The following is a 24,935-nucleotide window of genomic DNA, read 5'->3' on the forward strand; positions in this document are numbered from 1 at the left end:
TCTAATTACACACAATAAAATACCTTTGGCAAAAATTGCTTAAACATCATGTTAGAAAAACAATTATTACATATCGCTCAAGAATTTGGCAGTCCAGTTTATGTTTATGATTCCGAAAAAATCATATCGCAATATAATAGGCTAACTCAAGCTTTTAGTAAGGTAAAGAATTTAAGGATTAATTATGCGGTTAAGGCATTATCTAATATTTCTATTTTAAAGCTTTTAAAAGGGCTTGGATCTGGATTAGACACGGTATCTATTCAAGAAGTAAAGTTAGGATTAATGGCAGGGGTTGCTCCTGAAAATATCATCTACACCCCTAATGGTGTCTCTTTAGAAGAAATAGAAACTGCAGCTAAATTAGGAGTACAAATTAACATTGATAATCTATCTATTTTAGAGCAATTTGGCACAAAATATCCTAATGTTCCGGTATGCATTCGTATAAACCCGCATGTTATGGCTGGAGGAAATACCAATATATCGGTTGGACATATTGATAGCAAATTTGGGATTTCTATTCATCAAATTCCGCATATTCTTCGTATTGTAGAAAACACAGAAATGACCATTAATGGCATCCATATGCATACGGGAAGTGATATTTTAGATATTGATGTATTCCTTTATGCTAGTGAAATTTTATTCGACACAGCTAAGCATTTTAGCAATTTAGAATTTTTAGATTTTGGCTCTGGCTTTAAAGTACCTTACAAGGAAGGCGATATAGAAACTAATATTGAAGAATTTGGAAAAAAACTTACTAAGCGTTTCAACCAGTTTTGTAAAGAATACGGTAAAGAACTCACACTTGCTTTTGAACCAGGTAAGTTTCTAGTTAGCGAAGCAGGATACTTTCTCACCAAAGTTAATGTGGTTAAACAAACCACCTCAACCGTTTTTGCTCAAGTTGATTCTGGTTTTAATCATCTTATACGACCAATGCTATATGGTGCACAACACAACATTATAAACGTATCGAACCCTAAAGGACGTGAACGATTTTACTCGGTTGTAGGTTATATTTGCGAAACCGATACGTTTGCCAATAATAGACGTATAAATGAGATTTCTGAGGATGATATTCTGGCCTTTAAAAACGCTGGGGCCTATTGCTACTCTATGGCATCAAACTACAATTCACGGTATCGTCCTGCTGAAGTGCTATGGCATAATAGTGAAGCAAAATTAATTAGAAAGCGCGAGACCATGGATGATTTGGTAAAAAATCAGGTTGCGGTTGAATTATAAGCTAATTTCTAAGGGCCCCAGTAAATTGATTAATATTTGAATTTATTGGATTTCCAGAGGTTCTTCTATAAGAAGCTATTTGCCCACAATGCCAAATGGCATCGGCTATAGGACCGTTAATAGCATTCCAAAACGGATAGGTTTTCCCGTCTCCAAAATCAATACTAAAATCCGATAAATCGTCTGCTTTTCTTAAGATGTCTGAAGCTTGTTTTAAGTTAAATAGCACGTTCTTTCTAATATCTTGAGCACTCATATTGGAGGCATCAGTTTTATTTACAGGTTTCTGTAATGCAGCACTTAAAATAACTTGAGATAAGTTAAAGATATGCTGAATAGTTTCTTTAGTTGACCGTGCTTTATCATTAGGTTTATATGCTAAATCATCTACATTTAAACCCTCTGTAGCCCAATAAAACCGAAACCCTAAACCGTCAATCTGTCTTGACGCCATAGTTCCAGCAGTGTATTTTTTGGGCGCTTCTGGAATTTCATAATAAGGTAATGTTTTGTCTTGTGATTGCATAGTACTACCAAGTATTAAAGCTATAAATAAAAAGATATGTTTCATCAATCCTTCAATTCATTTTTATGAGAAATGGGGGCAATTCCATATTTATCAAACAAGTACACTAACGACGTCATGGTTGCTGCTCCTAATTCAAGCTCACGTTTATTCACAGCATCAAAGGTATCGTTAGCTGCATGATGATGATCGAAATACCGTTGTGAATCTGGTCTTAAACCAGCAACAACATTGGTCTTTGTTTTTAATGGCCCTACATCGGCGCCACTTCCTCCTTGCTCAAAATAATGAATTAAATACGGTTTAAATAAAGGTTTCCAATTTTCAATTTTTGAAAAAACAGCATCGCTACAATCAAAACTAAATCCTCTTGGGGTAAAACCTCCAGCATCACTTTCTAAAGAAAAAATATGGTTTTCGCCTTTTTGTTTGGCCACTTCGGCATACTTTGTAGCACCACGCAACCCATTTTCTTCGTTCATAAACATTACTACACGAATGCTACGTCTTGGTGTTATACCTGTTTCTTTAAATAAGCGCAAGACTTCCATAGACTGCACAATACCCGCACCATCGTCATGCGAGCCATCACCTAAATCCCAAGAATCTAAATGGCCACCAACTATAATATATTCATTAGGAAATTCACTCCCTGTTATTTCTCCAATCACATTGTAAGACTTAACATCTGGTAACTGCTGGCAGTTTTGTTTGAAATAAAACTTTAAAGTATTGTCCAACTTTAGCATACTACTTAAAAGTTCGGCATCGTTTGTACTTATCGCTGCCGAAGGAATTCGCTTAGAGTTTGGTAAATCATCGTAGGTCATGCTTCCAGTGTGTGGCAAATCGTCTAATCGTAAATTCATAGAACGCACAATAACGCCCACAGCACCATATTTTGCCGCTTCAACAGCACCTTTATAACGCTGATTAACACAACCGCCATAGGCTTGAAAGGTTTGTATTAAATCGGCCTGCATTGGACGATTGAAAAATACTATTTTCCCTTCTACTTTATCACGACCTAACTGTTCTAATTCTTTAAAATTATGCACCTCAACAACCTCTGATTCTACGCCTAATGGGTTTGTGGCAACCGAACCACCTAAAGCACAAATATTAACACTTGTTGTTTTTCCAGAGCTTGATTTTACATAGGCATATTCCTTGGCACCTCTTATCCATTTTGGCACCATAACAGGTTGTAACCATACTTTATCTAAACCTAATTCCTTAAGTTCTTTTTCGCCCCATTCTACAGCTAATTCGGCATTTACTGAGCCAGACAACCGCCCTCCTATTTGGTTGGATAAGTAATCTAACCACTCATAACTTTTTCCGTTGGTGAGTGAGGTTTTATAAATATTTTTTAATACCGCTTCATCGTTTTGAGAATAAATTGTTGTTGAACATAGTAAGGCTACGACGAATAAAAGTAATCTCATAGTGTTAAATTTTGTGACTAATATACTATTTCTATAAAGTGATTTTGTAAAAGAAAGCATAAAAAATCCCGCGTATGCGGGATAAAATTATTCTCGTTCTAATTGTTTTTTATAAGCTTCTAAATTAGCCATAACTTCGGGTTCTAGTTCTGGCTCTTTAATATCCTTGTATGTTTTTAAGGTATCGTAAAGTATTTTTGCCACGATATATCGCGCTGTTGGCTTATCGTCTGAAGGAATTGTATACCAAGGCGCATGAGGTTTAGAGGTTCTATTAATAGCATCTTCAAAATACTCTTGATAGCTATCCCAAAGTTCACGCTCGTCTAAATCTCCAGGAGAGAATTTCCAGTTTTTCGAAGGTTTTTCTAAACGACGCAACAATCTATTTTTTTGTTCTTCTTTAGATAGATGAAGGAAAAACTTAAAGATAATAGTTCCATTATCCGAAACATGCTGCTCAAAGTTATTTATTTGTTCGAATCGTTTGTGCCAAAAAGCATCATTAATATCTTCCACTCTATCTATCCCTGGTATATTTTCGTTTAAAATATATTCTGGATGTACTCTAGTTACTAAGACATTTTCGTAATGTGTTCTATTAAAAACCCCAAATTTTCCACGAGCTGGCAATGCCAGATAATGACGCCAAAGATAGTCATGTTTTAGCTCTAATTTAGTAGGCGTTTTAAAACTATGCACCATAACACCTCGCGCATTTAATTCTTTAAACACCTCACGAATCATACTATCTTTTCCAGCCGTGTCTGTACCTTGAATACAAATTAACACAGCATATTTACCATGTGCATACATAGCGTTTTGTATATCTGCAAGGTCTTCGCAAACCTCTTCCATTTCATCTTCAATCTTGTCTTTATCCGCATCTAAGTCATAGGTTGTGGAAATATCCTTTAAATGAATAGGTTTGGTAACTTTAAAATCGTTTATATTGATAGTTTTCTTCATAATCTTTTAATTATTTAGAGGCAAATAGTTTCACGTCGCTCTCGCTTACCTCTTTCTCTCCTAAAATAATTAAACGCTCGACAACATTACGCAGTTCACGTATATTTCCGGTCCAATCGTATTCTTGTAATAATTTAATGGCTTTTTTAGAAAATGATTTTTTAGCGGTTCCTTGTTCTGAAGCGATTTTACTTGAAAAGAAATCGATAAGTAAAGGAATGTCGTTTCGTCTATCATTTAAAGCGGGAACTTTAATTAAAATAACGGCTAAACGATGGTATAAATCTTCACGAAATTTCCCCTCTTCTATTTCCTTTTTTAAATCTTTATTAGTAGCTGCAACAACACGTACATTGACTTTAATGTCTTTATCGTTTCCTACTCTTTGAATTTTATTTTCTTGTAAAGCGCGCAACACTTTGGCTTGTGCCGATAGGCTCATATCGCCAATTTCATCTAAAAAAATAGTTCCGCCATTAGCTGCTTCAAACTTTCCTGCGCGGTCTTTGTTAGCGCCTGTAAAGGCTCCTTTTATATGCCCAAACAATTCGCTTTCTATTAATTCGCTAGGTATAGCAGCACAGTTTACCTCGACCATAGGGCCTTTATGGCGTTCGCTTTTTTGGTGTAACCAATGCGCCACCAACTCTTTTCCGGTACCGTTTGGTCCTGTAATTAAAACCCGAGCGTCTGTTGGGGCGACTTTTTCGATCATGTCTTTGATTTGAAGAATTTCTTTGCTATCTCCAATCATTTCATAATTCTTACTAACTTTTTTCTTAAGTTTTTTATTTTCAACAACCAATTCTTTTCTATCTAAAGCATTACGAACAGTATTTAACAAGCGGTTTAAATCTGGCGGTTTGGAAATGTAATCGAACGCTCCTAAACGCATCGTATTAACGGCTGTATCTAAATCGCCATGACCAGAAATCATAACAAAAGGGACTTCTGGCTTTATTTTTTTTGTGGCTTCTAAAACCTCTACACCATCCATTTTGGGCATTTTTATATCGCAAAGTACAAGGTCGAAATCCTCGTTCTTTATGGCTTCTATACCTTTTAAACCGTCTTCGGCTTCTTCTACTTGATAAGAATCATTTTCTTCGGTTAAAATTTTAACCAAGACACGACGAATAGCCGCTTCATCTTCTATAACTAATATTTTAGGCATATTTTAGTCTTCTTTAGGTTTTGATATAATATTAATATCGCGTTGCGGAAATGGTATAGAGACGTTGTGTTCTCTAAACAGTTTATCTATTTCAAAACGGATATCGCTACTAGGAAATTGTGCTTTAAAACTATCGTTAAGCGTAAAAACAACTTTAAAGTTTAATGAGCTATCGCCAAATCCCGTAAAAAGCACTACAGGTTCAGGGCTTTTTAATACGCTTGGATGCTTTGAGGCAGCTTCTAACAACAGTTTTTTTACCAATTGCACATCGCTGCCATAAGCCACACCTACCGAAACACTTTCTCGTGTTGATGTTCCGTTTTGTGTCCAATTGTATAAACTATTGGTTAAATATAAATGGTTAGGTATTACCAGTACTTTATTATCTATAGTTACAGCTCGTGTTGTTCTCAGTTTTATTTCAACTACGCGACCTACTTTATCTTCAATTTCAATAATATCGCCTACGTGCAAACTTTGATCAATAAGTATAAACACGCCTGAAAGTATGTCTTGAAACAGTGTTTGAAGTGCTAAACCAACGCCAACTAATAATGCTGCTGAAGCGGCAAAAATAGCCGTAACATTTATACCTATAGAATCGAAAACAACTAAAATAACAACAACGTAAATAAACCATCGCGCAAACGAAAAAACGGTATTGAATTTTGTACGGTCTTGCTCTGGTAATCTTTTAGAATACAATCGTTTAAAAAACCTAAGTACTAAAGAGGTTATTAAATAAATAATAAAAACTAAAAGTACTAGTCCAACTGTAATTCTTACGGGGCTTTCGGTTTCTTCCCCAAAAGTAATGCCTAGCTTTAAAAACTCTACTATGGACTCCCAAACGCTGCTCTCTTTAACAGCTTCTTCTATTTCTTCAATTTTATTTTGCATACTTAGTATTTTAACCACTTATACAGTTCTTTATAACTTGGTTTTTTACCGTACATTAATATACCAACGCGGTAAATTTTGGCTGCAAACCATACGGTGAATATAAATGTACCTATTAATATAGCTAAAGATAATAATTGTTGCCAAATTGGAACCCCAAAAGGAATTCGCATAAGCATAACTACAGGCGATGTTAATGGTATAAAAGAAAATACGGTTGAAATGGTTCCGTGTGGATCTTCTATAACCGTAAAAATGCCAATGTAAACAGCCAGTATTAATGGCATTAATATAGGAAGCATAAACTGCTGGGTATCGGTTTCATTATCAACTGCTGCCCCAATGGCGGCATATAATGAACTATATAAAAGGTAACCGCTAACAAAAAACAGAATAAAGGCTACAATTAAATTAAAAATAGGTAAATTATAAAAAGCATGTAAAGCATTTTGAATTTCTAATCCTACATCTGGACTTTCTACAGCCTGTTTCATAAGTTCTTCTTGACCAGCTGCTGATTGAGTTAAATCTATTCCTAATATCATCGACACTACCGACATTAATACGCCTCCTAAAACAATCCAAATAGCAAATTGGGTTATTCCTGCTAACGACGTTCCTATTATTTTCCCCAACATAAGTTGTATTGGTTTCACCGAAGAAATAATGACTTCTATAATGCGGCTTGTTTTTTCTTCAATAACACTACGCATAATCATATTTCCATAAATAATGATAAACATGAATAGTAAATATCCAGCAGCGCCGCCAAAAATAAGCTTTACAACACTATCTATTTTCGAGGTTTTTTCGCCCACAAAACTTTCTTGACCAATCGTTACATTTACTCTAGAGGCTTCTATTTTAGCAATATCAATACCTTTTTGCGCCATTTTTAAATCGGTAAGCTGCTTTTCTAATTTATTTTCTAGACTTGATATTAATGTTAACGACGGAAGTTCTTTAGAATAAAACTTAATGTGTTTGCTTAAATCGTCTATATTGTCTAGACCTTTTACATAAAGGAGTCCGTAATGTTCGCCTTTTTCGGCGACAATTTTAGCATCTTCTAAATTTAGATTCTCTAAAAACTGATACGTGGTCGTTTCAGTATCTTCTAAAGTATTTTTAAGAAGTCCTGATTCGTCTAAGACAGAAATGGTACGCTCGGTAGTATTGTTAAGTTGCGATAAATAGGCTACAACAGCTATTAAAGCAATCATAATTATGGGACTTAAAATAGTCATAATTATAAACGACTTATTTCGCACTTTGGTTAAATACTCTCTCTTTATAATTAATGATAAGTGATTCATGCTTAGTTATTGTTCTTTACAGCTTGTATAAAAATATCGTTGGCGCTAGGTATTAACTCTACAAAATGAGACACTTCGCCTTTACTAGATAAATACCCTAATAAGTCGTTTGAGGTATCGTGTTCAGACAGCTTAATATTTAACATTAAATCGTCTTCTAAAGTTTTAAAATTAGTTGGTGCAATCTCAAATTTAGTACTTAGTTCTTTTTGAAGTTGTTCCTTATGCTCTGTTCGCAAACCAACCTCATAAGTTTGTGTTCTGTATTGCCGTTTTATATCGGTTAACTTACCATCTAAAATTTTATTCGATTTATTAATTAAAGCAATATGATCGCACAATTCCTCTACCGATTCCATACGATGTGTTGAAAAAATAACTGTTGCGCCTTGGTCTCGTAACCGAAGAATTTCATCTTTAATTAAATTGGCGTTTATAGGGTCGAAACCAGAAAAAGGCTCATCAAAAATCAGCAATTTTGGGTTATGCAATACGGTAACTATAAACTGTACCTTTTGGGCCATTCCTTTAGAGAGCTCTTGTATTTTTTTATGCCACCAATCTCCTATTTCTAAACGGTCGAACCAATATTGCAAACGTTCTTTAGCCTCTTGCTTGCTTAGTCCTTTTAATCTTGCCAAATACAACGCTTGTTCACCTACTTTCATAGATTTATACAAGCCGCGCTCTTCAGGTAAATAGCCTATATCTTTTATATGTTCGGGTTGTAACGATTTGCCATCTAAGGTAACATGTCCCGTATCTGGCATCGTTATTTGATTTATAATTCTTATTAAGGTAGTTTTTCCTGCGCCATTAGGTCCTAACAAACCAAAAATACTTCCCTTAGGAACCGAAATAGACACATTATTTAAGGCTGTAAACTCGCCAAATTTTTTAGAAACACTATGTGCTTCCAATAAATTATTCATACAATTTATTCTTTTTAAAATGATACGTTAGGTAAATATATTAAATGTAGAAGAGGTGACGCTAATAAAACATTAATAATTAGGATTGCCAAAAAAACAAAACCCACCCTTAATCTTATAATAGTTTAAGGATGGGAAAAAATTGCTATGAAAAAGAAAAATTACCACTATTAAAAATAGTGATAAATCAAATATAGTGTTTTTTTACTTATAATGAATGAAAACCTGTAAATATTCCTGATAATCAAGCTTAAAACAAGTAACTCACACTATGAGAACATATCTTTTACTTTTTCAAAAAATGACTTATCGCTACTTTCTGGTTTTGGGTCGAAATGCTCATCTTCTCGCATAGACTCAAAGAAAGCTTTTTGTTCTTTGTTTAATGTTTTTGGTGTCCAAACATTAACATGTACAAGCAAATCGCCTTTACCATAACCATTTATGCTAGGAATACCTTTTCCGCGTAAGCGTAAAATTTTACCAGACTGCACGCCTGGTTCAATCTTAATACGCACTTTACCTGTTACGGTATCTATCTCTTTTGAGTTTCCTAAAACAGCATCTGGTAAACTTACATATAAATCGTAATGTAAATTATCGCCTTCACGTTGTAGTGTATCGTGTTTTTCTTCGGTTATAGCAACTAGTAAATCTCCTGGCACACCATTTCCTGGAGCATCATTTCCTTTACCAGAAACTTTTAATTGCATGCCATCCACAACACCTGCAGGTATTTTAATAGACACGGTCTCTTCTTTTACAATTAATCCGTGTGCATCGGCATCATTTGGTTTTTTGTCTATGGTTTGCCCACTACCGCCACAAGCATTACAAGCACTTGCTGTTTGCATGCGCCCTAAAATAGTATTCGTTACTCTGGTAACTTGCCCTGTACCATTACAAGTAGCACATGTTTTATAAGTTGTTCCTGGCGCTTGAACTTTACGTTTTACTTTAATTTTTTTCTCTACACCATTGGCAATTTCTTCTAAAGTTAATTTAACTCTAATACGTAAATTACTTCCTTTTACTCTACGTTGGCCACCGCCAAATCCGCCACCAAAGCCAGAAAATCCACCGCCGCCAAAAGCACCACCAAAAATATCACCAAATTGACTGAATATATCATCCATATTCATACTGCCACCGCCAAAACCACCAGAACCATCAAAGGCTTGATGACCAAATTGGTCGTATCGTGATTTTTTATCTGGGTTACTTAATACTTCATAAGCTTCAGCTGCTTCTTTAAATTTAGCTTCGGCTTCGGTGTCGCCCGGGTTTTTATCGGGGTGATATTTTAAAGCCATTTTTCGGTAAGCCTTTTTTATTTCGGCTGCCGAGGCAGATTTATCTACTCCTAGTATTTCGTAATAATCTCTTTTTGCCATAATTTACTGTCCTATAACTACTTTTGGGAAACGAATAATCTTATCACCTAATTTGTATCCTTTTTCCACAACGTCAATAATTTTTCCTTTTAAATCATCGCTTGGTGCTGGTATTTGTGTCACAGCTTCGTGGTTATCTGGATTAAAGTCGTCTCCTTGTTTTAATTCTATTTGCTCAAGACCTTTACCTTGCAACGTGTTTTTAAGCTTATTACTTATTAACTCTACACCTTTTAAGAGGTCTTTCTCTTGGGTTTTACTTATCTCTGCATAAGCACGATCAAAATCGTCTAGCACAGGTAATAGAGACACCATAACATCTTGACTGGCTGTTTTAAACAACTCAACACGTTCTTTTGCCGTACGGCGCTTGTAGTTTTCAAATTCGGCAAAAAGGCGTAAAAACTTGTCTTTTTCTTGTTGCAAGTTATTTTGCAATTGTTCTTCTGCGCTTACTTCTTGCTTAGTCTCATTCTGAGCCTGAGACTCTGTATTTTTTGACGTCTCCTGATCTACAGCGACATCGTCTTTTTTATCTTTTTTACTCATCGAAATGTATCTTTTTTCAATCTATTTTTAAGTGGCAAAAGTACTGCCATTATATATAAAATGTCAAAATGTCACCTAAAAATTTTAGTGTTTTTTTAAATAAATTTTATTAACTATTGGTTATTTTTGTATCTAACACTAAAATCAAAATATTTAATCTTATGAGAAAACAGTTTTTAAATATCTTAACTGTAGTTGCTATTTCTGTAGCATTAGTTGGTTGTAAAAAAGCAAAAGAAGCTGAAACTACGACCGCCGAAGAGGTTGCAGAAACGCCTTCTGTGGCAACAAAATACAAAGTAGACACCGAGGCTTCTTCTATTACATGGAAAGGATACAAGCCAACAGGTAGCCACAACGGTACTATTGCTGTTGAAAGCGGTGTGATTAACATGAAAGATGACGCAATTCAAAGTGGAACATTTTTAATTGACATGAATTCTATTGTCGTTAAAGATATTCCTGCTGAAGATGAAGGTAACGCTAAATTAGCAGGACACTTAAAAAGTCCTGATTTCTTTGATGTAGAAAAATATCCTTCTGCTGCTTTTAGCATAACTGAATTTAAAACCGTTGAAGGAAAAAGCACTCTTTCTGGAAACTTAAAAATGAAAGATGCTGAAAATAACATTACTATTCCTGTAACTGTTACAGAAAATGGTAACACAGTATCTATTAAAAGTGAAACGTTCACTATAGATCGTTCTAAATGGAACGTTAAATATGGTTCTAAATCGTTCTTTGATGATTTAGGTGATAAGTTTATTAACGATGAATTTGAATTACAAGTAAACATTGTTGGTAATAAGTCATAAATCACTTTATTACAAAAACTTAAAAAGCCTGTTTTTTTTAAACAGGCTTTTTTTATGACTAAAAAAATATGTTTTAAAGCAACTCTTGCAAAGCAGGTTGCAACGTATAATATGTAAAGGTAAATCCTGCTTCTTCTATTTTTTTACTACTTACACGTTGGCTTTCAAAAAGAAGAATATGCATCTCTCCTAAAAGCAAACGCATGATAGATTTGGGTATATTAGGTAACCACAATGGTCGCTTTAATTGCTTTGCAACAGCATTTGTAAGTTCTTTATTACTCACAGGGTTTGGAGCCACACCATTATAAATACCTTCTAACTGTTCTTGGGCTACAAAAACAAATAATCGTGCCAAATCTGTAACGTGGATCCAAGATTGCCATTGATTTCCATGACCAAAAGCAGCCCCTAAACCTAACTTAACAGGTTTTGCTATTTGTGGCAAAGCACCTTCTTCATTATCTAGCACCAAACCAATACGTACTTTAGATATTTTTAAACCAAGAGTTTTAAAGGAATCCACGGCTGTTTCCCATTTAGAAACTACATCTCCTAAAAACGAAGAAGACACTGCTTTCTCACTTTCGTCGTAATAATTGGTTAAAGAATCTGGGTAAACGCCAATGGCACTTGCCGAAATAAGATGTGATATATTATTGGCTGTATTTTTAAGACCTGTGTATAATGTGTTTAAAGAATCTATTCTACTATTTAATATAACCGTTTTATAACTTGAGATCCAACGCTTAGAAATAGTAGCCCCAGCTAGATTTATAATAACCTCAACACCATCAAAACAAGCAGTATCTATACTATTTTTACTAGGATCCCATAAAAATCCTTTATAATTTTCTTTATGCTCTAACTTGTGTTTAGAAGTAGTTAAATAGTGTACACATATACCTTTTTCATGACAAATATGTACAATATTTTGCCCAACCAAACCAGTCGCTCCTGTAATTAAAATCTTTTTCATAATCCTTATTTATAAAGTTACGAAGTGCGATGTGTTTAACCGAATATTTTAGCTAGCTTTAACACATTTAACGAAATTTTAGGTATAAAAAAGCTTTTTACTTAATGGCACGAAGCATTTCTCGTTTCCCTGGCGGCCCAGGTAATTTTTCAACTTGAAAACCGACTTCCTGCATAGCACGTCTTGCCGATCCTTTAGCAGAATATGTTACTAATACACCTTTGTTTTTAAGTGCCTTATACATACGTTTAAAAATGGGAACTTCCCATAACTCTGGTTGCACACGAGAGCCAAAAGCATCAAAATAAATAACATCAAATTGATTATTGAAAGTTATATCCTTAAAAAACATTTTAACCTTCGTCAATGAAAATTCTTTAGACAAAAAACATGGCTTTTCCCAAACACACGTATGCATTTGTTTAAAAATCGTTTGTTCTTCTTGGTTTGTCGACAATAACTCGGCATAATTAAGCTCGGAAATTTCATCTAATGAAACGGGATAAGCTTCTACACCAGTATAAGCTATTGGAATGTGATGTTTTTGCGATTCTAAAAAAGTTAATAAGGCATTCAACCCTGTCCCAAATCCTATTTCTAGGATAGATAATGATGGATTGCTCGTGTTTTCAATCTCTGATAATTTAAAAGCCAAACCGTGTTTCAAAAACACATGCTTGGCTTCTTGTATGGCTCCGTGAGTGGAATGATATTGTTCATTCCAATCTTCTATATGAATGGTTTTAGAACCGTCCTTTGTTGTAATTATTTTTCGCTTCAAACTACGATTTAATCAATAACTTTTTAATTCTTGGAATAGGCCCTGTACAGGATGTTTCATGGCATGAAATACAAGCGTTTACTGCGGTATTAAAGCGTGCTTCCAAAGGAGCTTCAGAGTCTTGATTAAAAATATCTTTTTCGGCTGTAATAAAAATTTTCGAGAACTTTTCAAAGGTTTCATTACGCTGATTAGCCTTGGTTAATTCGGCCGAATGGATATCCATAAAATTTATAGGAAATTCTGTTGGTATATCGCCATTTAAGATATCTTGTTTTATCTTAAGATTATGTGCATACATCTGATTCATAAGAATGGCCATCTCAGAAGGCTTATACATATCGTAAACAACCTCATCTTTAGACGCCTCTTCAGAAACATCTGTTTTCACATCGTCTTTACAAGCTGTTAAGCACGCCATAAAAACGAATAATAACCAAAGCGATTTTTTCATTGTAATAAAGGTTATTTTTCTACTAATAAAACACCGTCAGCTACAAAACTATACGTTTTTTTAGGCTCGGTAATAGCAGCTATTTCATCTTCAGATTTTCCTGCATCTTCTGCATAATGTTTAAGATCTTGTACAGACATTTCATCAACAAAAGCTAGACCATCAACAATAACTTCTTTCCCCGCAATGTTTTTTGGCATAAAAAAGCCGTAATCTTTAAACCTAACCATAACTTCTTGGTCGTTACCTAAATCTAATTTCATCCAGCAGCCTTTTGTTTGGCATACACTATTTACTGTTGCCGTAAGTTTTGTGTTTAAGCTATCGCCTACAGGAAGCGCTTCGAAAGTTTCCTTCATTTTAGCCGCATCTATAGCATTATCAGCTTCTATCTTGGCTCCAAAAGGCACATAAGTTGCTTCAGCTACTTCTTCTGTATTTTCTGTAGTTTGTTCTGTGTTTTCTTTTTGCGCGTCCTTGCAAGATACTAACACGCTAATCACTAATAATAGTCCAAAAATCTTTTTCATAAAAATAATTAATCGGTTTAATGCCCAAATATACAGCTTTTTTAAAGAAACATTATATTTTTTATAAGGGTTAAATTCAGTACTTTTGCATACATAAAACAGGTAAGATATGACAACAATTTCAGAGCAAGATATTACAGTTGAAAAAACTCAAAACTCAAAATTAAAAGACACTGATTTTAATAATTTACCATTTGGTAAGGTTTTTTCGGACCACATGTTAATATCGCGCTACAAAGAAGGTTCTTGGAGTATTCCTGAAGTTGTGCCTTACCAACCCATTACTTTAGACCCTTCGGCTAAAATTTTTCATTATGGGCAATCTGTTTTTGAAGGTATGAAAGCTTACAAGGATGACAACGATGATATTTATTTATTTAGGCCTCTGGAAAACTGCAAGCGTTTAAACATTTCATCTAAACGTTTAGCCATTCCTGAAATTCCTGAGTCCTACTTTATGGAAGGCTTAAAAAAACTTTTAAAAGTAGACCAAGACTGGATTCCTACAACATCTGGTAGTGCTTTGTATATAAGACCTTTTGTGTTTGCTTCTGGAAACGGATTTCATGCGTCTCCTGCTAACGAGTATATTTTTATTATTGCTACAGCACCTTCGGGAGCTTATTTTTCTGGAAAAGTTACTGTGGCTATTGAAGAAAAATATTCACGCTCTGCTAATGGTGGCGTTGGGTATGCTAAAGCTGGCGGAAATTATGCGGGGCAGTTTTATCCAACACAATTAGCCATAGATAAAGGATATAATCAGGTTATTTGGACCGACGATACAACACACGAATATATTGAAGAAGCTGGTGCGATGAACATTTTTGTTAGAATTAACGACACCTTAATCACAGCGCCAACTAGCGACAGAATTCTTGACGGAATTACAAGAAAGAGTATTCTTGAAATTGCCAAAAAAGAAGGTATTAATGTAGATGTTAGAAGAATCTCTGTTAAAGAAATTGTTGAAGCTGCCAAAAATGGAAGTCTTAAAGAAATGTTTGGATCTGGTACAGCTGCAGTAATTTCACCTATTTCTGGTTTTGGTTACAAAAACAAAGATTACACCTTACCAGAACTTGACGATAGTTATGCCAATAAACTTAAAACATTAATTACCGATATTCAGTACAACCGATCTGAAGATCCATTTAATTGGAGAACTAAAATAGACTAAAACAAAAAACGGGAACTTAATTAAGTTCCCGTTTTTTTATTCATCTTCAAGAATACGTGCAATATTTGGTTTAAAATAATTAGGCCCTTTAAGTACTTTACCATCTTCTCTATAAATAGGTTCGCCATCTTCGCCTAATTTACTCATGTTACTACGTTGAATTTCTTCAAATACTTCTTCTATTTTATGCTGTAAGCCATGCTCTATAATGGTACCACATAAAATATAAAGCATATCACCTAGGGCATCAGCTACTTCTACTAAATCATTATCATTTGCAGCATCTAGATATTCTTCGTTTTCTTCTCGCATTAATTTATAACGAAGCATATTTTTATCGGTGCCTAAATGGGCTTTTGGCGTATCGCGATACCCAATTTTAAAAGCGGTGTGAAAAGCTTTAACAGCATTAATTTTATCTTTCATGATGATGTGTCTTTTTTATTTTAAACCGAAAATAGAATTAATTCATTAAGTGTCACACTAATACCACAAAAATTATCATATTCATACAGTTTAACGGTTTATTTTGAAAATTTTTGAATCCATTTAATTATTTTTGCACTCAAAACAATACGTTATGTTCTCGAGTGGTCAATGGACATTTGGAATCCTTTTTTTTATAGCCTTTGTAATTATTATTGCCTATACTTACCGTAAGGATTTAAAACTACACCGCAAGTATTACACAGGAACTGTATGGGTACTTATAGCGTTTATTGCTTTTATTGCCTTTATTGCGGCTATAAAATTTATCTTCATGTAGTTGCTTACGACAACTTTTTTCGATGAAATACTCAAATTGAGTATTGAAATTATCATGTTATAAAAGTATTTTTAGGGGTTCTTATTACAGAACTTATAAATAAACTCCTAAGTTTATTTAGTAACCCTAAACAAAAAAGCAGCGAATTTATAAATTCGCTGCTTTTCTATTTTTTACAGAATAACTATTTTTAATTAACTGTTGGTAAAAAGCTGTGGTTTTTACTGTAGTCTAACATTTGCTCAGGAAAACCTGCTGGTTGCGTTACTTTTATAGTTGTAATATCTCCAGCATCATTAGTTTCTGGCACTAATACAGGATTCACAAATCCGCTATAAGGAGCCGATGTGAATTGTTTATTACGCTCTAAAACTTCACTATGAATATCTTGATCTACTTTTACGCCATAACCTTCTACTAAAGCTTGTACCGCTTCAAAATCACCTTCAGATTTGATACGCTGTGTTTCGCGTAATAGTTGACCAAACAATTCGTGAAGTTTATCATAATCATTAATATTAAAGTAAGTCTTACCATCACGAGTTACTTTTTCAATAACATTATCGGCTTGACCTTTTTCAAAAACCCAAGCACTAACCCATTGGCGGTTTCTCATATGTGCTTCTTCTACATCGTCTCCTAATTCTAAACGAATTAATTGTGTCATTAAACCATTTCTAATATAACCATCGTAAGCTGCTTTACCAACAGACTTCCAATCGTCCACCAATCCTAATTCTTGTAGTTTAGGAGTATATAAATAGTATAACCCGACTAAATCGGCACGACCTTCTTCCAAAGTTGATGCATAATTTTTTAAGGTTTCTTTTGTCTCGCCTACCCCAGGATTTAACTGCCCTGAAGCATGACCAATAACTTCGTGTAAAGCGGTATGTAACTTATCAGCTAATTGTCCATAAGCATCTTCTAGTTGAATTTCCTCTTCATCATGGGCAAATTCTTTTAAGCGTCCAGAACCACCTGCGTTGTTGTAAGCATTAATAATATTTCCTAAAGATACCGACTTACTTCCTACAGCTGCACGAATCCAATTAGCGTTTGGTAAATTTACGCCTATTGGTGTACTTGGAGAAGCGTCTCCAGCTTCGCCAGAAACGTTAACAACTTTGTATGTAACACCAACAACGTTTTTCTTTTTGTGGTCTTCCATTAATGGAGAATTATCCTCAAACCATTGAGCGTTTTCAGATAAAACCGCCATTTTTTCAGACATATCAAAATCTTTAATTTGAACGATAGTTTCATAAGATCCTCTATACCCTAATGGATCGTTATACACTTCAATAAAACTATTAATATAATCTATATTACCTTCGGTTGCAGCTGTCCAAGCTACGTTATAGTCATCCCAAGTTTGTAAATCGCCTGTTTTATAATAGGTAATTAATAGTGCAAGAGCATCGGCTTGGGCTGTATTTTCGGCAACAGATTTTGCTTTTTCTAACCAACTAACTATTTCATCAATAGCCGAACCATATAAACCACCCGATTTATAAACGCGCTCTTTTAGTTCGCCATCCTCTTTAACCAGTTGGGAGTTTAACCCAAATGATAATGGCTTTTCTGGATTTGGCGATGTTTTCTTTGCGTAAAATGCCTCAACATCGGCGTTTGTAACATCTGGTCCATAAAAATTGGTTGCAGACATAGCAACATTATCAATATTTTTTGCCTTGTTAACTTTCTTAGTGTCTTTATCGTTAAAAATAGCCTCAAAAGCTTCGCCTTCTAAAGTGGCGCCTGTTTCCGTTAATAAAGTGGTTAAATACTCTGAAGAAAATCCTGGTTTTAATTTTGTGTTAGAGTAATGATGATGAATACCATTACTAAACCATACACGCTTTAAATAAACTTCAAACGCTTTCCAATCATCAGTTGTTTTGTCGCCTTTGTATTGTGTATAAACTTGCTCTAAAGCTTCACGTATTTTAAGGTTATGACGATAGTTTTGATCCCAAATAATATCTCTCCCAGCTAATCCCGCTTGCGTTAAATAATAGACAAGCTTTTGTTCTTTTAAAGTCAGGTTTTCCCATCCTGGAATTTGGTATCTTAATACTTTAATATCGGCAAACTGTTCAACCGTATAGTCAAAGTCTTGAGCGACTTCAACAGGTTTGGTTTCTACAACTTCAGGTTGCGATGCCTCTTCTTTGCACGAAAAAGCCATAATAGCCAACAAGGCTACTGGTAATATCGATTTAAATTTCATTAATTAGTGATTTTATGTTATTCCTACAAATGTAAACAATATAACAACATTGCTAAAATTGATTATCTTTGAGTAACTAATTAACAACTTTATGAAATTTTTAAAATATCTACTCTTTATAATCTTAATAGCCATTATAGGTATGGCAATTTATATTGCTGTACAACCTAATGAGTTTGAAGTAAAAAGGACTAGAACGATAAAAGCACCTGCTAAGGTGATTTACAATCAGGTTATTGACTTTAAAAACTGGGAAGCTTGGTCGCCTTGGTTAGAAAAAGATCCGACAACTAAGTTAACCTATGCTGAAAAAACAAAAGGTGTTGATGGGGCATATTCTTGGGAAGATAAAGATGGTGTTGGAAACATGAAAACTATTGGTGCTAGAGAATTTTCTGATATTGAACAAGAACTTCAATTTGCTGATTATACGCCTTCTAAAATAACTTGGAAGTTCACACCTACAGAAGATGGCCAAACACAAGTTACTTGGAAAATGAATAGCGATAATATTCCGTTTATGTTTAAAGGCTTTGCAGCGTTTATGGGTGGTTTTGATAAAATGATTGGCCCTGATTTTGAGCGTGGCTTAGAAAAACTAGATAGCCTTTCCACAGCAAAGCTTAAAGAATATAGTATTAAAGTAAATGGCTTAACACAACATGGCGGCGGCTATTATATTTACACCACAGCTTCATGCCGAATAGACGATATTAAAAATAAAATTCCAGAAATGATGCCAAAAGTAGGGGCTTTTGCGGCTAACAACAACATCTCACAAGCTGGCATGCCATTTACCCTATACCATGATTGGAATGAAGAACAAGGCACCGTTATTTTATCGTGTTGTATTCCTACTACCGAAAAAATTATTATTCCTGAAGGCGATATTCTTACAGGGCAGTTAGAACCGTTTAAAGCTGTAAAAACAACCTTAAAAGGCGATTACAATAACCTATCGGAAGCTTGGGAAAAAACCATGACATATGTCGAACAATATAATTTGGAGTTTGCAGATAAACATACTATGGTAGAATCGTATGTAACAGATCCTGGTAAAGAACCTAATCCAGCAGAATGGATGACCGAATTATTTATAGCTGTTAAATAAAGGTATGCTTAAAAGTTTAGTATTCGTTTTTTTAGGTGGCGGCATTGGTAGCGTATTACGTTTTTTATTGGGTAAATATCTTAATAGCTCTCAAACAGGCATTCCTTATGGTACTTTTTTAGCCAATATATTGGGAAGCTTGCTTATTGGTATTATTCTTGGTTTGGCAGCAAAAAACAATACTCTATCACAAAATCAAACATTATTATTAGCCACTGGATTTTGTGGCGGTTTTACAACCTTTTCAACATTTGCTTATGAAAACCACGTCTTTTTAAAATCGGGCGATTTTACAAGCTTTGCGCTTTATACTATAGCTAGTTTTATTGTTGGCTTTTTAGCTGTGTTTCTTGGTATTTACTTAGCTAAATAAATTATTTTTTAAAGGCTTTTACACCTGCTGTAATATTGGTATCAAGATAATTTACCCTAGGAACAATAGGGCATGAATATTTTTCGTTATAGGCACAATATGGGTTGTAAGCTTTATTAAAATCAATAACAATAGTATCATTTTTAGGAATACGCAAATCTATGTAGCGTCCACCGCCATAAGTACTATCGCCATTGGTATTATCTAAAAACGGTAAAAACAGATAATCTTCAAACCCTTCGCGTGTCATTAAATCTTTACCTTGATATACATTAAGTTTATAAGAGGTTCCTTTTAAATTAAAATGTAGAATACCATATACGCGCTCTTCACTTATACGACTAGTTGTTGTTTTCATTTTAAACCATTTACTGTCTGGCGTGAGTTCTAATCTAGCTTGTACCACAAAATTAGAGTCTACTTTAAAAAAATCTAGTCCTTTAAAGTGTTTTCTATCTTTTGATTTCAAAGGTGATTTAGTAGCATCTTTAAAATCGGCATTTTGTTCACGCTGCCAATCGGTATCACCCAATAAAGGCTGTTTATCTTGGGCACATGCAAATAATGTAACTACAAAAAATAAGCTTAAAATAAATCTCATAAAAAAAGGTTTATACAAAGATAAAAACAAACCTATATAAACAAGAAAATATGCCTAAAAGCGGCTAAGTTATTTGTTTTAAATGTACATTTGCCATGTGAGAAAGCATTTAACATATCTAACTAGTTGTATTATACTACTTGCTTATAGTATTGGCATTTGGGTTAGTATTGGTGCTATAAACAGTAGTCAAAAGACTACTAGTGGCCTTACAAATGAAGCACAACATAGGTACGAAAATAATGCTGTTAGTGTATTGTCTCATACTTTACCATCTTCAGAGTATTTATCATTCTCAGACAACACCTTATCAACATCTTTAAATCTAGAGGATACACCAAGCTCTATGCTTGGCACTTTATGGCATAAAGAGCAACAGCTTAATGCCGTTTATAAACAATACACATTACATGATGTAACTACCTTACTATCCCACAGAAAAAAAGATATTATTTATCCTTTTCACGATTTCTGGTAAAACATATCCTAAAGTCTTAAAACAATAAGCTTATTTAAATAAGCCTATCATCGTGTACAATAATATCATATTGTATACATCACTATTTCAATTATTTAAAACAATTAAAAATGAATTCAGGAATCACTCTTATAGAGGCTGTGCTTATAGCTATATGTGCCTCACCTTTTATCCTTATGGCTATTAACAAAGCAAAAAACAATAAAAAACATCTGTTAGAGCTTTCAACATTAGCTAAGCAAAACAATTATCAAATTACACAACATGAGGTCTTTGCAAATATTTCATTAGGATTAGATACTATAAAAAATCAATTACTTTTTGTAAGAAACGACAATAATATAATCACTCAAGAAAGTATCAACCTTTCAGAAATAAAACATTGTACTGTATTAAAACATAACGACAGTAAAAATCAAAAAAACGTTAGTGAAATAAACTTGGTTCTGACACCAAAAGAAACCAAGCACCCCGAAAAAAAACTAACATTTTTTAATATACAAACCGAAATGATGCTTAGTGGACAACTACAAGTTGCTGAAAAATGGAAAGACATAATTGATATACAATCAAAAAAATAACTACCTTAGCAAAAGCTAATTATAAAAATAACATGACACGTACTGTCAATACATATAAACAGTCTACCAAAATTCTTTACGAGTATTGGGCTATCAATGTATTGTAGTAATGTAATTATAACATAAAACAATTGTAAAAAGTCCAACGTCACCGTTGGACTTTTTATTTTTATATACCTGTTAAACAAATGAAACGACTATTTAACAATTACATAAATACCTTTGGCGGGCTATCCAAAGAAATATGGTGGTTGGCACTAATCATGCTCGTTAACAGAGCAGGCACGATGGTGGTTCCTTTTTTATCATTATACCTAACCACCAATTTAAATTTTACAGTAAGTGACGTCGGATGGATTATGTCGGCCTTTGGCTTAGGGTCGGTAGTGGGGTCTTGGCTTGGCGGAAAATTAACCGATGTTATAGGCTATTACAAAGTAATGATGCTTAGCTTATTTACAACAGGATTGGCTTTTATAGGGTTACAATATCTACAAACGTTTAACATCATTTGTTTAGGTATATTTATAACTATGATTTTGGCCGACACCTTCCGGCCAGCAGCTTTTGTGGCTATGAGTGCTTATAGCAAAACCGAAAATAAAACACGATCGGTAACCCTTATTCGCTTAGCAATTAATTTAGGTTTCTCTGCTGGACCTGCTATAGGCGGGATTATAATCACCAATGTTGGTTACAACGGTTTATTTTGGTTAGATGGTATAACGTGCATTGCTGCTGCTTTCTTATTAATTAGAGTACTTAATCCTAAAAAAGCAAAAGTTCTTGATGAATATAAAAACAGTAACCCAAAATCGGCATATAGCGACATGCCTTTCATGATTTTTATTTTGGCTATGGTACTATTCGGCATTGTATTCTTACAATACTTTTCCACCATGCCTATATACTATAAAAACATACACCTATTAAATGAAGTAGAAATAGGACTTTTATTAGGCTTAAGTGGTCTTGTTATATTTTTACTTGAAATGCCTATAATTAAATGGCTTGAAACTAAAAGCTATTCTAAAATAACACTTATGATTCAAGGTGCCATCCTTCTTGCTATAAGTTTTTTAGTAGTCATTGTATTTTCTTGGACTGGGGTTTTGGTAATTGGTATTTTATTAATGACCTTTGCCGAAATGGTTATGTTTCCATTCTCTAATGCCTTTGCTTTAGACCGCTCTAAACGAGGAAATCAAGGGGAATATATGGCATTGTATAGCATTGCTTTTTCCATATCCCACATTTTTGGACACAATGCTGGAATGCAAATGACAGACACGCTTGGATACAACAACACATGGCTAGTAATGGTATTTTTATCAGTAGTTTGTATAATACTATTACAATGGTTAAAACATGCCATAAAACCTAAGATTAACACACAATTACCTAAAAAAATTCTATAAAAGTGATAACAACAAAAGACGTAATAATTATTGGTGCAGGTCCTATTGGTATTGCTTGCGCTTTAGAATGTAAAAAGAAAGGCCTAAGTTATATCGTTTTAGAAAAAGGAGCTTTAACAAACTCCTTGTTTAACTATCCATTAAACATGACTTTTTTTTCTACCTCAGAGAAGCTAGAAATTAATAGTATCCCTTTTATAAGCAACAATCCCAAACCTAACCGTAATGAAGCTTTAGAATATTATCGTCGCGTTGCAACTTCAAATGAATTACATATTAATTTATATGAAAAAGTACTAGCCATAGAAAAAGTTAATAATGAATTTATAGTAACTTCAGAAAAACAAAATTACAACACCAAAAACGTTATTATAGCAACAGGCTTTTACGATATCCCCAAACTATTAAATGTTCCGGGAGAAGAGTTGCCAAAAGTTAATCATTATTATAAAGAAGCACATCCATTTAGTATGCAAAACGTAGCTGTTGTTGGGGCAAGTAACTCTGCTGTGGATGCCGCTCTAGAAATTTGGAGAAAAGGCGGCAATGTTACCATGATTGTTAGAGGAGCAAATATTGGCGAGCGTGTAAAGTATTGGGTACGCCCAGATATTGACAACCGTATTGAAGAAGGTAGTATTAAAGCCTACTTCAATTCAGAAATTAAGGAAATAGAACAAGACAAAATCGTTATAAAAACACCAAAAAAAGAAGTAACAATTCCTAACGATTATGTGGTTGCATTAACAGGTTACCGCCCTAACTTCGAATTTTTAGAAAATGCTGGTATAACATTATCCAAAGACAATAACTATATTCCCACCTACAACGGAAAAACAATGGAAAGCAACGTAAAAGGATTATATCTAGCTGGCGTAATTTGCGGCGGCTTAGAAACCCACAAGTGGTTTATTGAAAATTCACGAATCCATGCTAAAATTATAACAGAACATATTGTTAATAAATAACAAAAGTTAACCATTTATCGAGATGACTGCTCCGTCTCTCACTACTTCATTAAGAACTATTTGTGTTTTAGTTTCACCATAAATAATTAATTGGTCTATAAATTGCTCCAAATGTTTTTGATTTTTTAAAATAACAACCATAACAATGTTTTCATTACCCGTAATTCGATAACAATTTAAAACTTCATTAAAAGTCTTTACTTTCTCCAAAAAAGGTTTCAACTTTCCCATAAAAGCACGTATAGTTATTATGGCCTTAAGTTGATAACCAGCTTCAAAATACGACACAGCCGTTCTGTAACCTTCAATAACACCTGCATCTTCCATTTTTTTTATACGCTCCGAAACTGCAGGAGAACTAATACCTACCTGTCGCCCTATTTCAGTATTACTCTGTCTAGCGTGGCGTTGTAAACAACCCAGAATCTTCCAATTTAAAGCGTCTATATACATTTAAAGAAATTTAAAAAAATAAAATAATAATTAAATCAAATATAAAAATTTGCTTTAAATTTTAAATAAGATTAGTCTCTTTTGTTAGTAAATTTGATAAAATTGCTGTTAAATATGATACCTCATATCCCATCTCACCTTTCTGATTTGCCTATATATAAAAAGGCATTAGAAATTATTACACTATCAAGAAGTATAAGTACATACCTTAATCAAGATTTATGTTATTTAAATAATGATGGAAATGAAGATCAAGATATTTATTTCTCTGGAGATATTGTACAGCAATCAACATCAATTGCTCCAGAAATACTTAAAGCTGAACAAGAAAGCTGTTCAGATAAAAAACATAAACATGTTGCTTCTGTAAGAACATTAACTAACAGACTATACCAAAACTGTAAACGATTAGAACATTGCAACAGTAATGGTAAAGAGTATGTTCCTATTCTACGTAAGGAACTAAAAGCATTTAAAAAGTTACAGTACACCTGGACATTAACACTCTAATTAATTAGAAGTGAACTTTTTTGTATATATACTATAGTAATAAAATATCCCTAAATATTTTTCTTCAGGTTACTTAAATAGTATAAATCTTCTTTAATTATTCAAAAAGAGGTATAAAAAAAGGTCTAAGTACAAATATACTTAGACCTTTAAAAAAGGCGGCGACCTACTCTCCCACGATGTAGTACCATCGGCGCTAATGGGCTTAACTTCTCTGTTCGGAATGGTAAGAGGTGAGC

The 24,935-nt window shown here is 33.9% G+C and carries 27 protein-coding genes and 1 rRNA gene; 10 read left to right on the forward strand and 18 right to left on the reverse strand.

Annotated elements, in window-relative coordinates; all coding sequences use genetic code 11:
* The first annotated feature begins 48 nt into the window (after positions 1-48).
* A complete protein-coding gene (lysA, locus tag EJA19_RS07005; protein ID WP_125467633.1) occupies positions 49-1,254 on the forward strand; it encodes a diaminopimelate decarboxylase in 1,206 nt (401 codons plus the stop codon).
* Between the two features lies 1 nt (position 1,255).
* Here lysA and EJA19_RS07010 read toward each other — a convergent pair whose 3' ends face one another.
* From EJA19_RS07010 to EJA19_RS07050, 9 genes are all read right to left on the reverse strand, one after another.
* On the reverse strand, positions 1,256-1,825 hold the full coding sequence (locus EJA19_RS07010; RefSeq protein WP_125467634.1) for a hypothetical protein: 570 nt from the start codon (positions 1,823-1,825) through the stop codon (positions 1,256-1,258).
* Positions 1,825-3,228: a M20/M25/M40 family metallo-hydrolase gene (locus tag EJA19_RS07015; protein ID WP_125467635.1), complete on the reverse strand. Its 1,404-nt coding sequence runs from the start codon at positions 3,226-3,228 to the stop codon at positions 1,825-1,827. The genes EJA19_RS07010 and EJA19_RS07015 overlap by 1 nt, the downstream gene beginning before the upstream one ends.
* A gap of 87 nt (positions 3,229-3,315) precedes the next feature.
* Entirely contained in the window at positions 3,316-4,197 is an 882-nt protein-coding gene (locus EJA19_RS07020) for a PPK2 family polyphosphate kinase (protein ID WP_125467636.1), read from the reverse strand.
* A gap of 10 nt (positions 4,198-4,207) precedes the next feature.
* Positions 4,208-5,371, reverse strand: a complete 1,164-nt coding sequence (locus EJA19_RS07025) for a sigma-54-dependent transcriptional regulator (RefSeq protein WP_125467637.1) — start codon at positions 5,369-5,371, stop codon at positions 4,208-4,210.
* Positions 5,372-5,374: 3 nt separating this feature from the next.
* Positions 5,375-6,274, reverse strand: coding sequence for a mechanosensitive ion channel family protein (locus EJA19_RS07030; RefSeq protein WP_125467638.1), 900 nt, complete (start codon positions 6,272-6,274; stop codon positions 5,375-5,377).
* A gap of 2 nt (positions 6,275-6,276) precedes the next feature.
* On the reverse strand, positions 6,277-7,590 hold the full coding sequence (locus EJA19_RS07035; protein ID WP_125467639.1) for an ABC transporter permease: 1,314 nt from the start codon (positions 7,588-7,590) through the stop codon (positions 6,277-6,279).
* 2 nt (positions 7,591-7,592) lie between these two features.
* Positions 7,593-8,522: an ABC transporter ATP-binding protein gene (locus tag EJA19_RS07040; protein ID WP_125467640.1), complete on the reverse strand. Its 930-nt coding sequence runs from the start codon at positions 8,520-8,522 to the stop codon at positions 7,593-7,595.
* Positions 8,523-8,791: 269 nt separating this feature from the next.
* Positions 8,792-9,916, reverse strand: a complete 1,125-nt coding sequence (gene dnaJ, locus EJA19_RS07045; RefSeq protein ID WP_125467641.1) for a molecular chaperone DnaJ — start codon at positions 9,914-9,916, stop codon at positions 8,792-8,794.
* A gap of 3 nt (positions 9,917-9,919) precedes the next feature.
* Entirely contained in the window at positions 9,920-10,465 is a 546-nt protein-coding gene (locus tag EJA19_RS07050; protein ID WP_125467642.1) for a nucleotide exchange factor GrpE, read from the reverse strand.
* 161 nt (positions 10,466-10,626) lie between these two features.
* Here EJA19_RS07050 and EJA19_RS07055 point away from each other — a divergent pair, with 161 nt between their 5' ends.
* The gene (locus EJA19_RS07055; protein WP_125467643.1) at positions 10,627-11,280 is read left to right on the forward strand and encodes a YceI family protein; all 654 of its coding nucleotides are present in this window, start codon (positions 10,627-10,629) and stop codon (positions 11,278-11,280) included.
* Between the two features lie 73 nt (positions 11,281-11,353).
* Here EJA19_RS07055 and EJA19_RS07060 read toward each other — a convergent pair whose 3' ends face one another.
* From EJA19_RS07060 to EJA19_RS07075, 4 genes are all read right to left on the reverse strand, one after another.
* Complete coding sequence (locus EJA19_RS07060; RefSeq protein WP_125467644.1) at positions 11,354-12,259, reverse strand: TIGR01777 family oxidoreductase; 906 nt, start codon at positions 12,257-12,259, stop codon at positions 11,354-11,356.
* A 97-nt stretch (positions 12,260-12,356) separates the two neighbouring features.
* On the reverse strand, positions 12,357-13,040 hold the full coding sequence (gene mnmD / locus EJA19_RS07065; RefSeq protein ID WP_125467645.1) for a tRNA (5-methylaminomethyl-2-thiouridine)(34)-methyltransferase MnmD: 684 nt from the start codon (positions 13,038-13,040) through the stop codon (positions 12,357-12,359).
* Position 13,041: 1 nt separating this feature from the next.
* A complete protein-coding gene (locus tag EJA19_RS07070; RefSeq protein ID WP_125467646.1) occupies positions 13,042-13,494 on the reverse strand; it encodes a hypothetical protein in 453 nt (150 codons plus the stop codon).
* An 11-nt stretch (positions 13,495-13,505) separates the two neighbouring features.
* Entirely contained in the window at positions 13,506-14,024 is a 519-nt protein-coding gene (locus tag EJA19_RS07075; RefSeq protein WP_125467647.1) for a DUF4920 domain-containing protein, read from the reverse strand.
* A 109-nt stretch (positions 14,025-14,133) separates the two neighbouring features.
* On the opposite strand from EJA19_RS07075, the gene EJA19_RS07080 reads away from it, so the two are divergent.
* Positions 14,134-15,204 (forward strand): branched-chain amino acid aminotransferase, encoded by a 1,071-nt coding sequence (locus EJA19_RS07080; RefSeq protein WP_125467648.1) that lies wholly within the window; start codon positions 14,134-14,136, stop codon positions 15,202-15,204.
* A gap of 36 nt (positions 15,205-15,240) precedes the next feature.
* On the opposite strand, the gene EJA19_RS07085 is transcribed toward EJA19_RS07080, so the two are convergent.
* A complete protein-coding gene (locus tag EJA19_RS07085) occupies positions 15,241-15,630 on the reverse strand; it encodes a pyrophosphohydrolase domain-containing protein (protein ID WP_125467649.1) in 390 nt (129 codons plus the stop codon).
* A gap of 530 nt (positions 15,631-16,160) precedes the next feature.
* Positions 16,161-18,203 carry a dipeptidyl-peptidase 3 family protein gene (locus tag EJA19_RS07095; protein ID WP_125467651.1) on the reverse strand — a complete coding sequence of 681 codons (2,043 nt, stop codon included), beginning with the start codon at positions 18,201-18,203 and terminating at the stop codon, positions 16,161-16,163.
* A 91-nt stretch (positions 18,204-18,294) separates the two neighbouring features.
* Here EJA19_RS07095 and EJA19_RS07100 point away from each other — a divergent pair, with 91 nt between their 5' ends.
* Both EJA19_RS07100 and crcB read left to right on the forward strand, forming a co-directional pair.
* Positions 18,295-19,314, forward strand: a complete 1,020-nt coding sequence (locus EJA19_RS07100; protein ID WP_125467652.1) for an SRPBCC family protein — start codon at positions 18,295-18,297, stop codon at positions 19,312-19,314.
* A 4-nt stretch (positions 19,315-19,318) separates the two neighbouring features.
* A complete protein-coding gene (gene crcB, locus EJA19_RS07105; protein WP_125467653.1) occupies positions 19,319-19,687 on the forward strand; it encodes a fluoride efflux transporter CrcB in 369 nt (122 codons plus the stop codon).
* 1 nt (position 19,688) lies between these two features.
* Here crcB and EJA19_RS07110 read toward each other — a convergent pair whose 3' ends face one another.
* The gene (locus EJA19_RS07110) at positions 19,689-20,288 is read right to left on the reverse strand and encodes a DUF1684 domain-containing protein (RefSeq protein ID WP_125467654.1); all 600 of its coding nucleotides are present in this window, start codon (positions 20,286-20,288) and stop codon (positions 19,689-19,691) included.
* Positions 20,289-20,385: 97 nt separating this feature from the next.
* Between EJA19_RS07110 and EJA19_RS07115 the strand changes: the two genes are divergently transcribed.
* The 4 genes from EJA19_RS07115 to EJA19_RS07130 all read left to right on the forward strand — a co-directional run bounded on the left by EJA19_RS07115 (position 20,386) and on the right by EJA19_RS07130 (position 23,733).
* Positions 20,386-20,766, forward strand: coding sequence for a hypothetical protein (locus EJA19_RS07115; RefSeq protein WP_125467655.1), 381 nt, complete (start codon positions 20,386-20,388; stop codon positions 20,764-20,766).
* A 110-nt stretch (positions 20,767-20,876) separates the two neighbouring features.
* The gene (locus EJA19_RS07120) at positions 20,877-21,347 is read left to right on the forward strand and encodes a hypothetical protein (protein WP_125467656.1); all 471 of its coding nucleotides are present in this window, start codon (positions 20,877-20,879) and stop codon (positions 21,345-21,347) included.
* A 188-nt stretch (positions 21,348-21,535) separates the two neighbouring features.
* Positions 21,536-22,765: an MFS transporter gene (locus tag EJA19_RS07125; RefSeq protein ID WP_125467657.1), complete on the forward strand. Its 1,230-nt coding sequence runs from the start codon at positions 21,536-21,538 to the stop codon at positions 22,763-22,765.
* A 2-nt stretch (positions 22,766-22,767) separates the two neighbouring features.
* Entirely contained in the window at positions 22,768-23,733 is a 966-nt protein-coding gene (locus tag EJA19_RS07130) for a YpdA family putative bacillithiol disulfide reductase (RefSeq protein WP_394342048.1), read from the forward strand.
* Positions 23,734-23,739: 6 nt separating this feature from the next.
* On the opposite strand, the gene EJA19_RS07135 is transcribed toward EJA19_RS07130, so the two are convergent.
* Positions 23,740-24,186, reverse strand: coding sequence for an Lrp/AsnC family transcriptional regulator (locus tag EJA19_RS07135; protein WP_125467658.1), 447 nt, complete (start codon positions 24,184-24,186; stop codon positions 23,740-23,742).
* A gap of 114 nt (positions 24,187-24,300) precedes the next feature.
* On the opposite strand from EJA19_RS07135, the gene EJA19_RS07140 reads away from it, so the two are divergent.
* Positions 24,301-24,696 carry a hypothetical protein gene (locus EJA19_RS07140; protein WP_125467659.1) on the forward strand — a complete coding sequence of 132 codons (396 nt, stop codon included), beginning with the start codon at positions 24,301-24,303 and terminating at the stop codon, positions 24,694-24,696.
* A gap of 153 nt (positions 24,697-24,849) precedes the next feature.
* Here EJA19_RS07140 and rrf read toward each other — a convergent pair.
* A 5S ribosomal RNA gene (gene rrf / locus EJA19_RS07145) occupies positions 24,850-24,935 on the reverse strand; the annotation flags it as partial.

Source organism: Mangrovimonas spongiae (assembly GCF_003944795.1).
Taxonomy (GTDB): domain Bacteria; phylum Bacteroidota; class Bacteroidia; order Flavobacteriales; family Flavobacteriaceae; genus Mangrovimonas; species Mangrovimonas spongiae.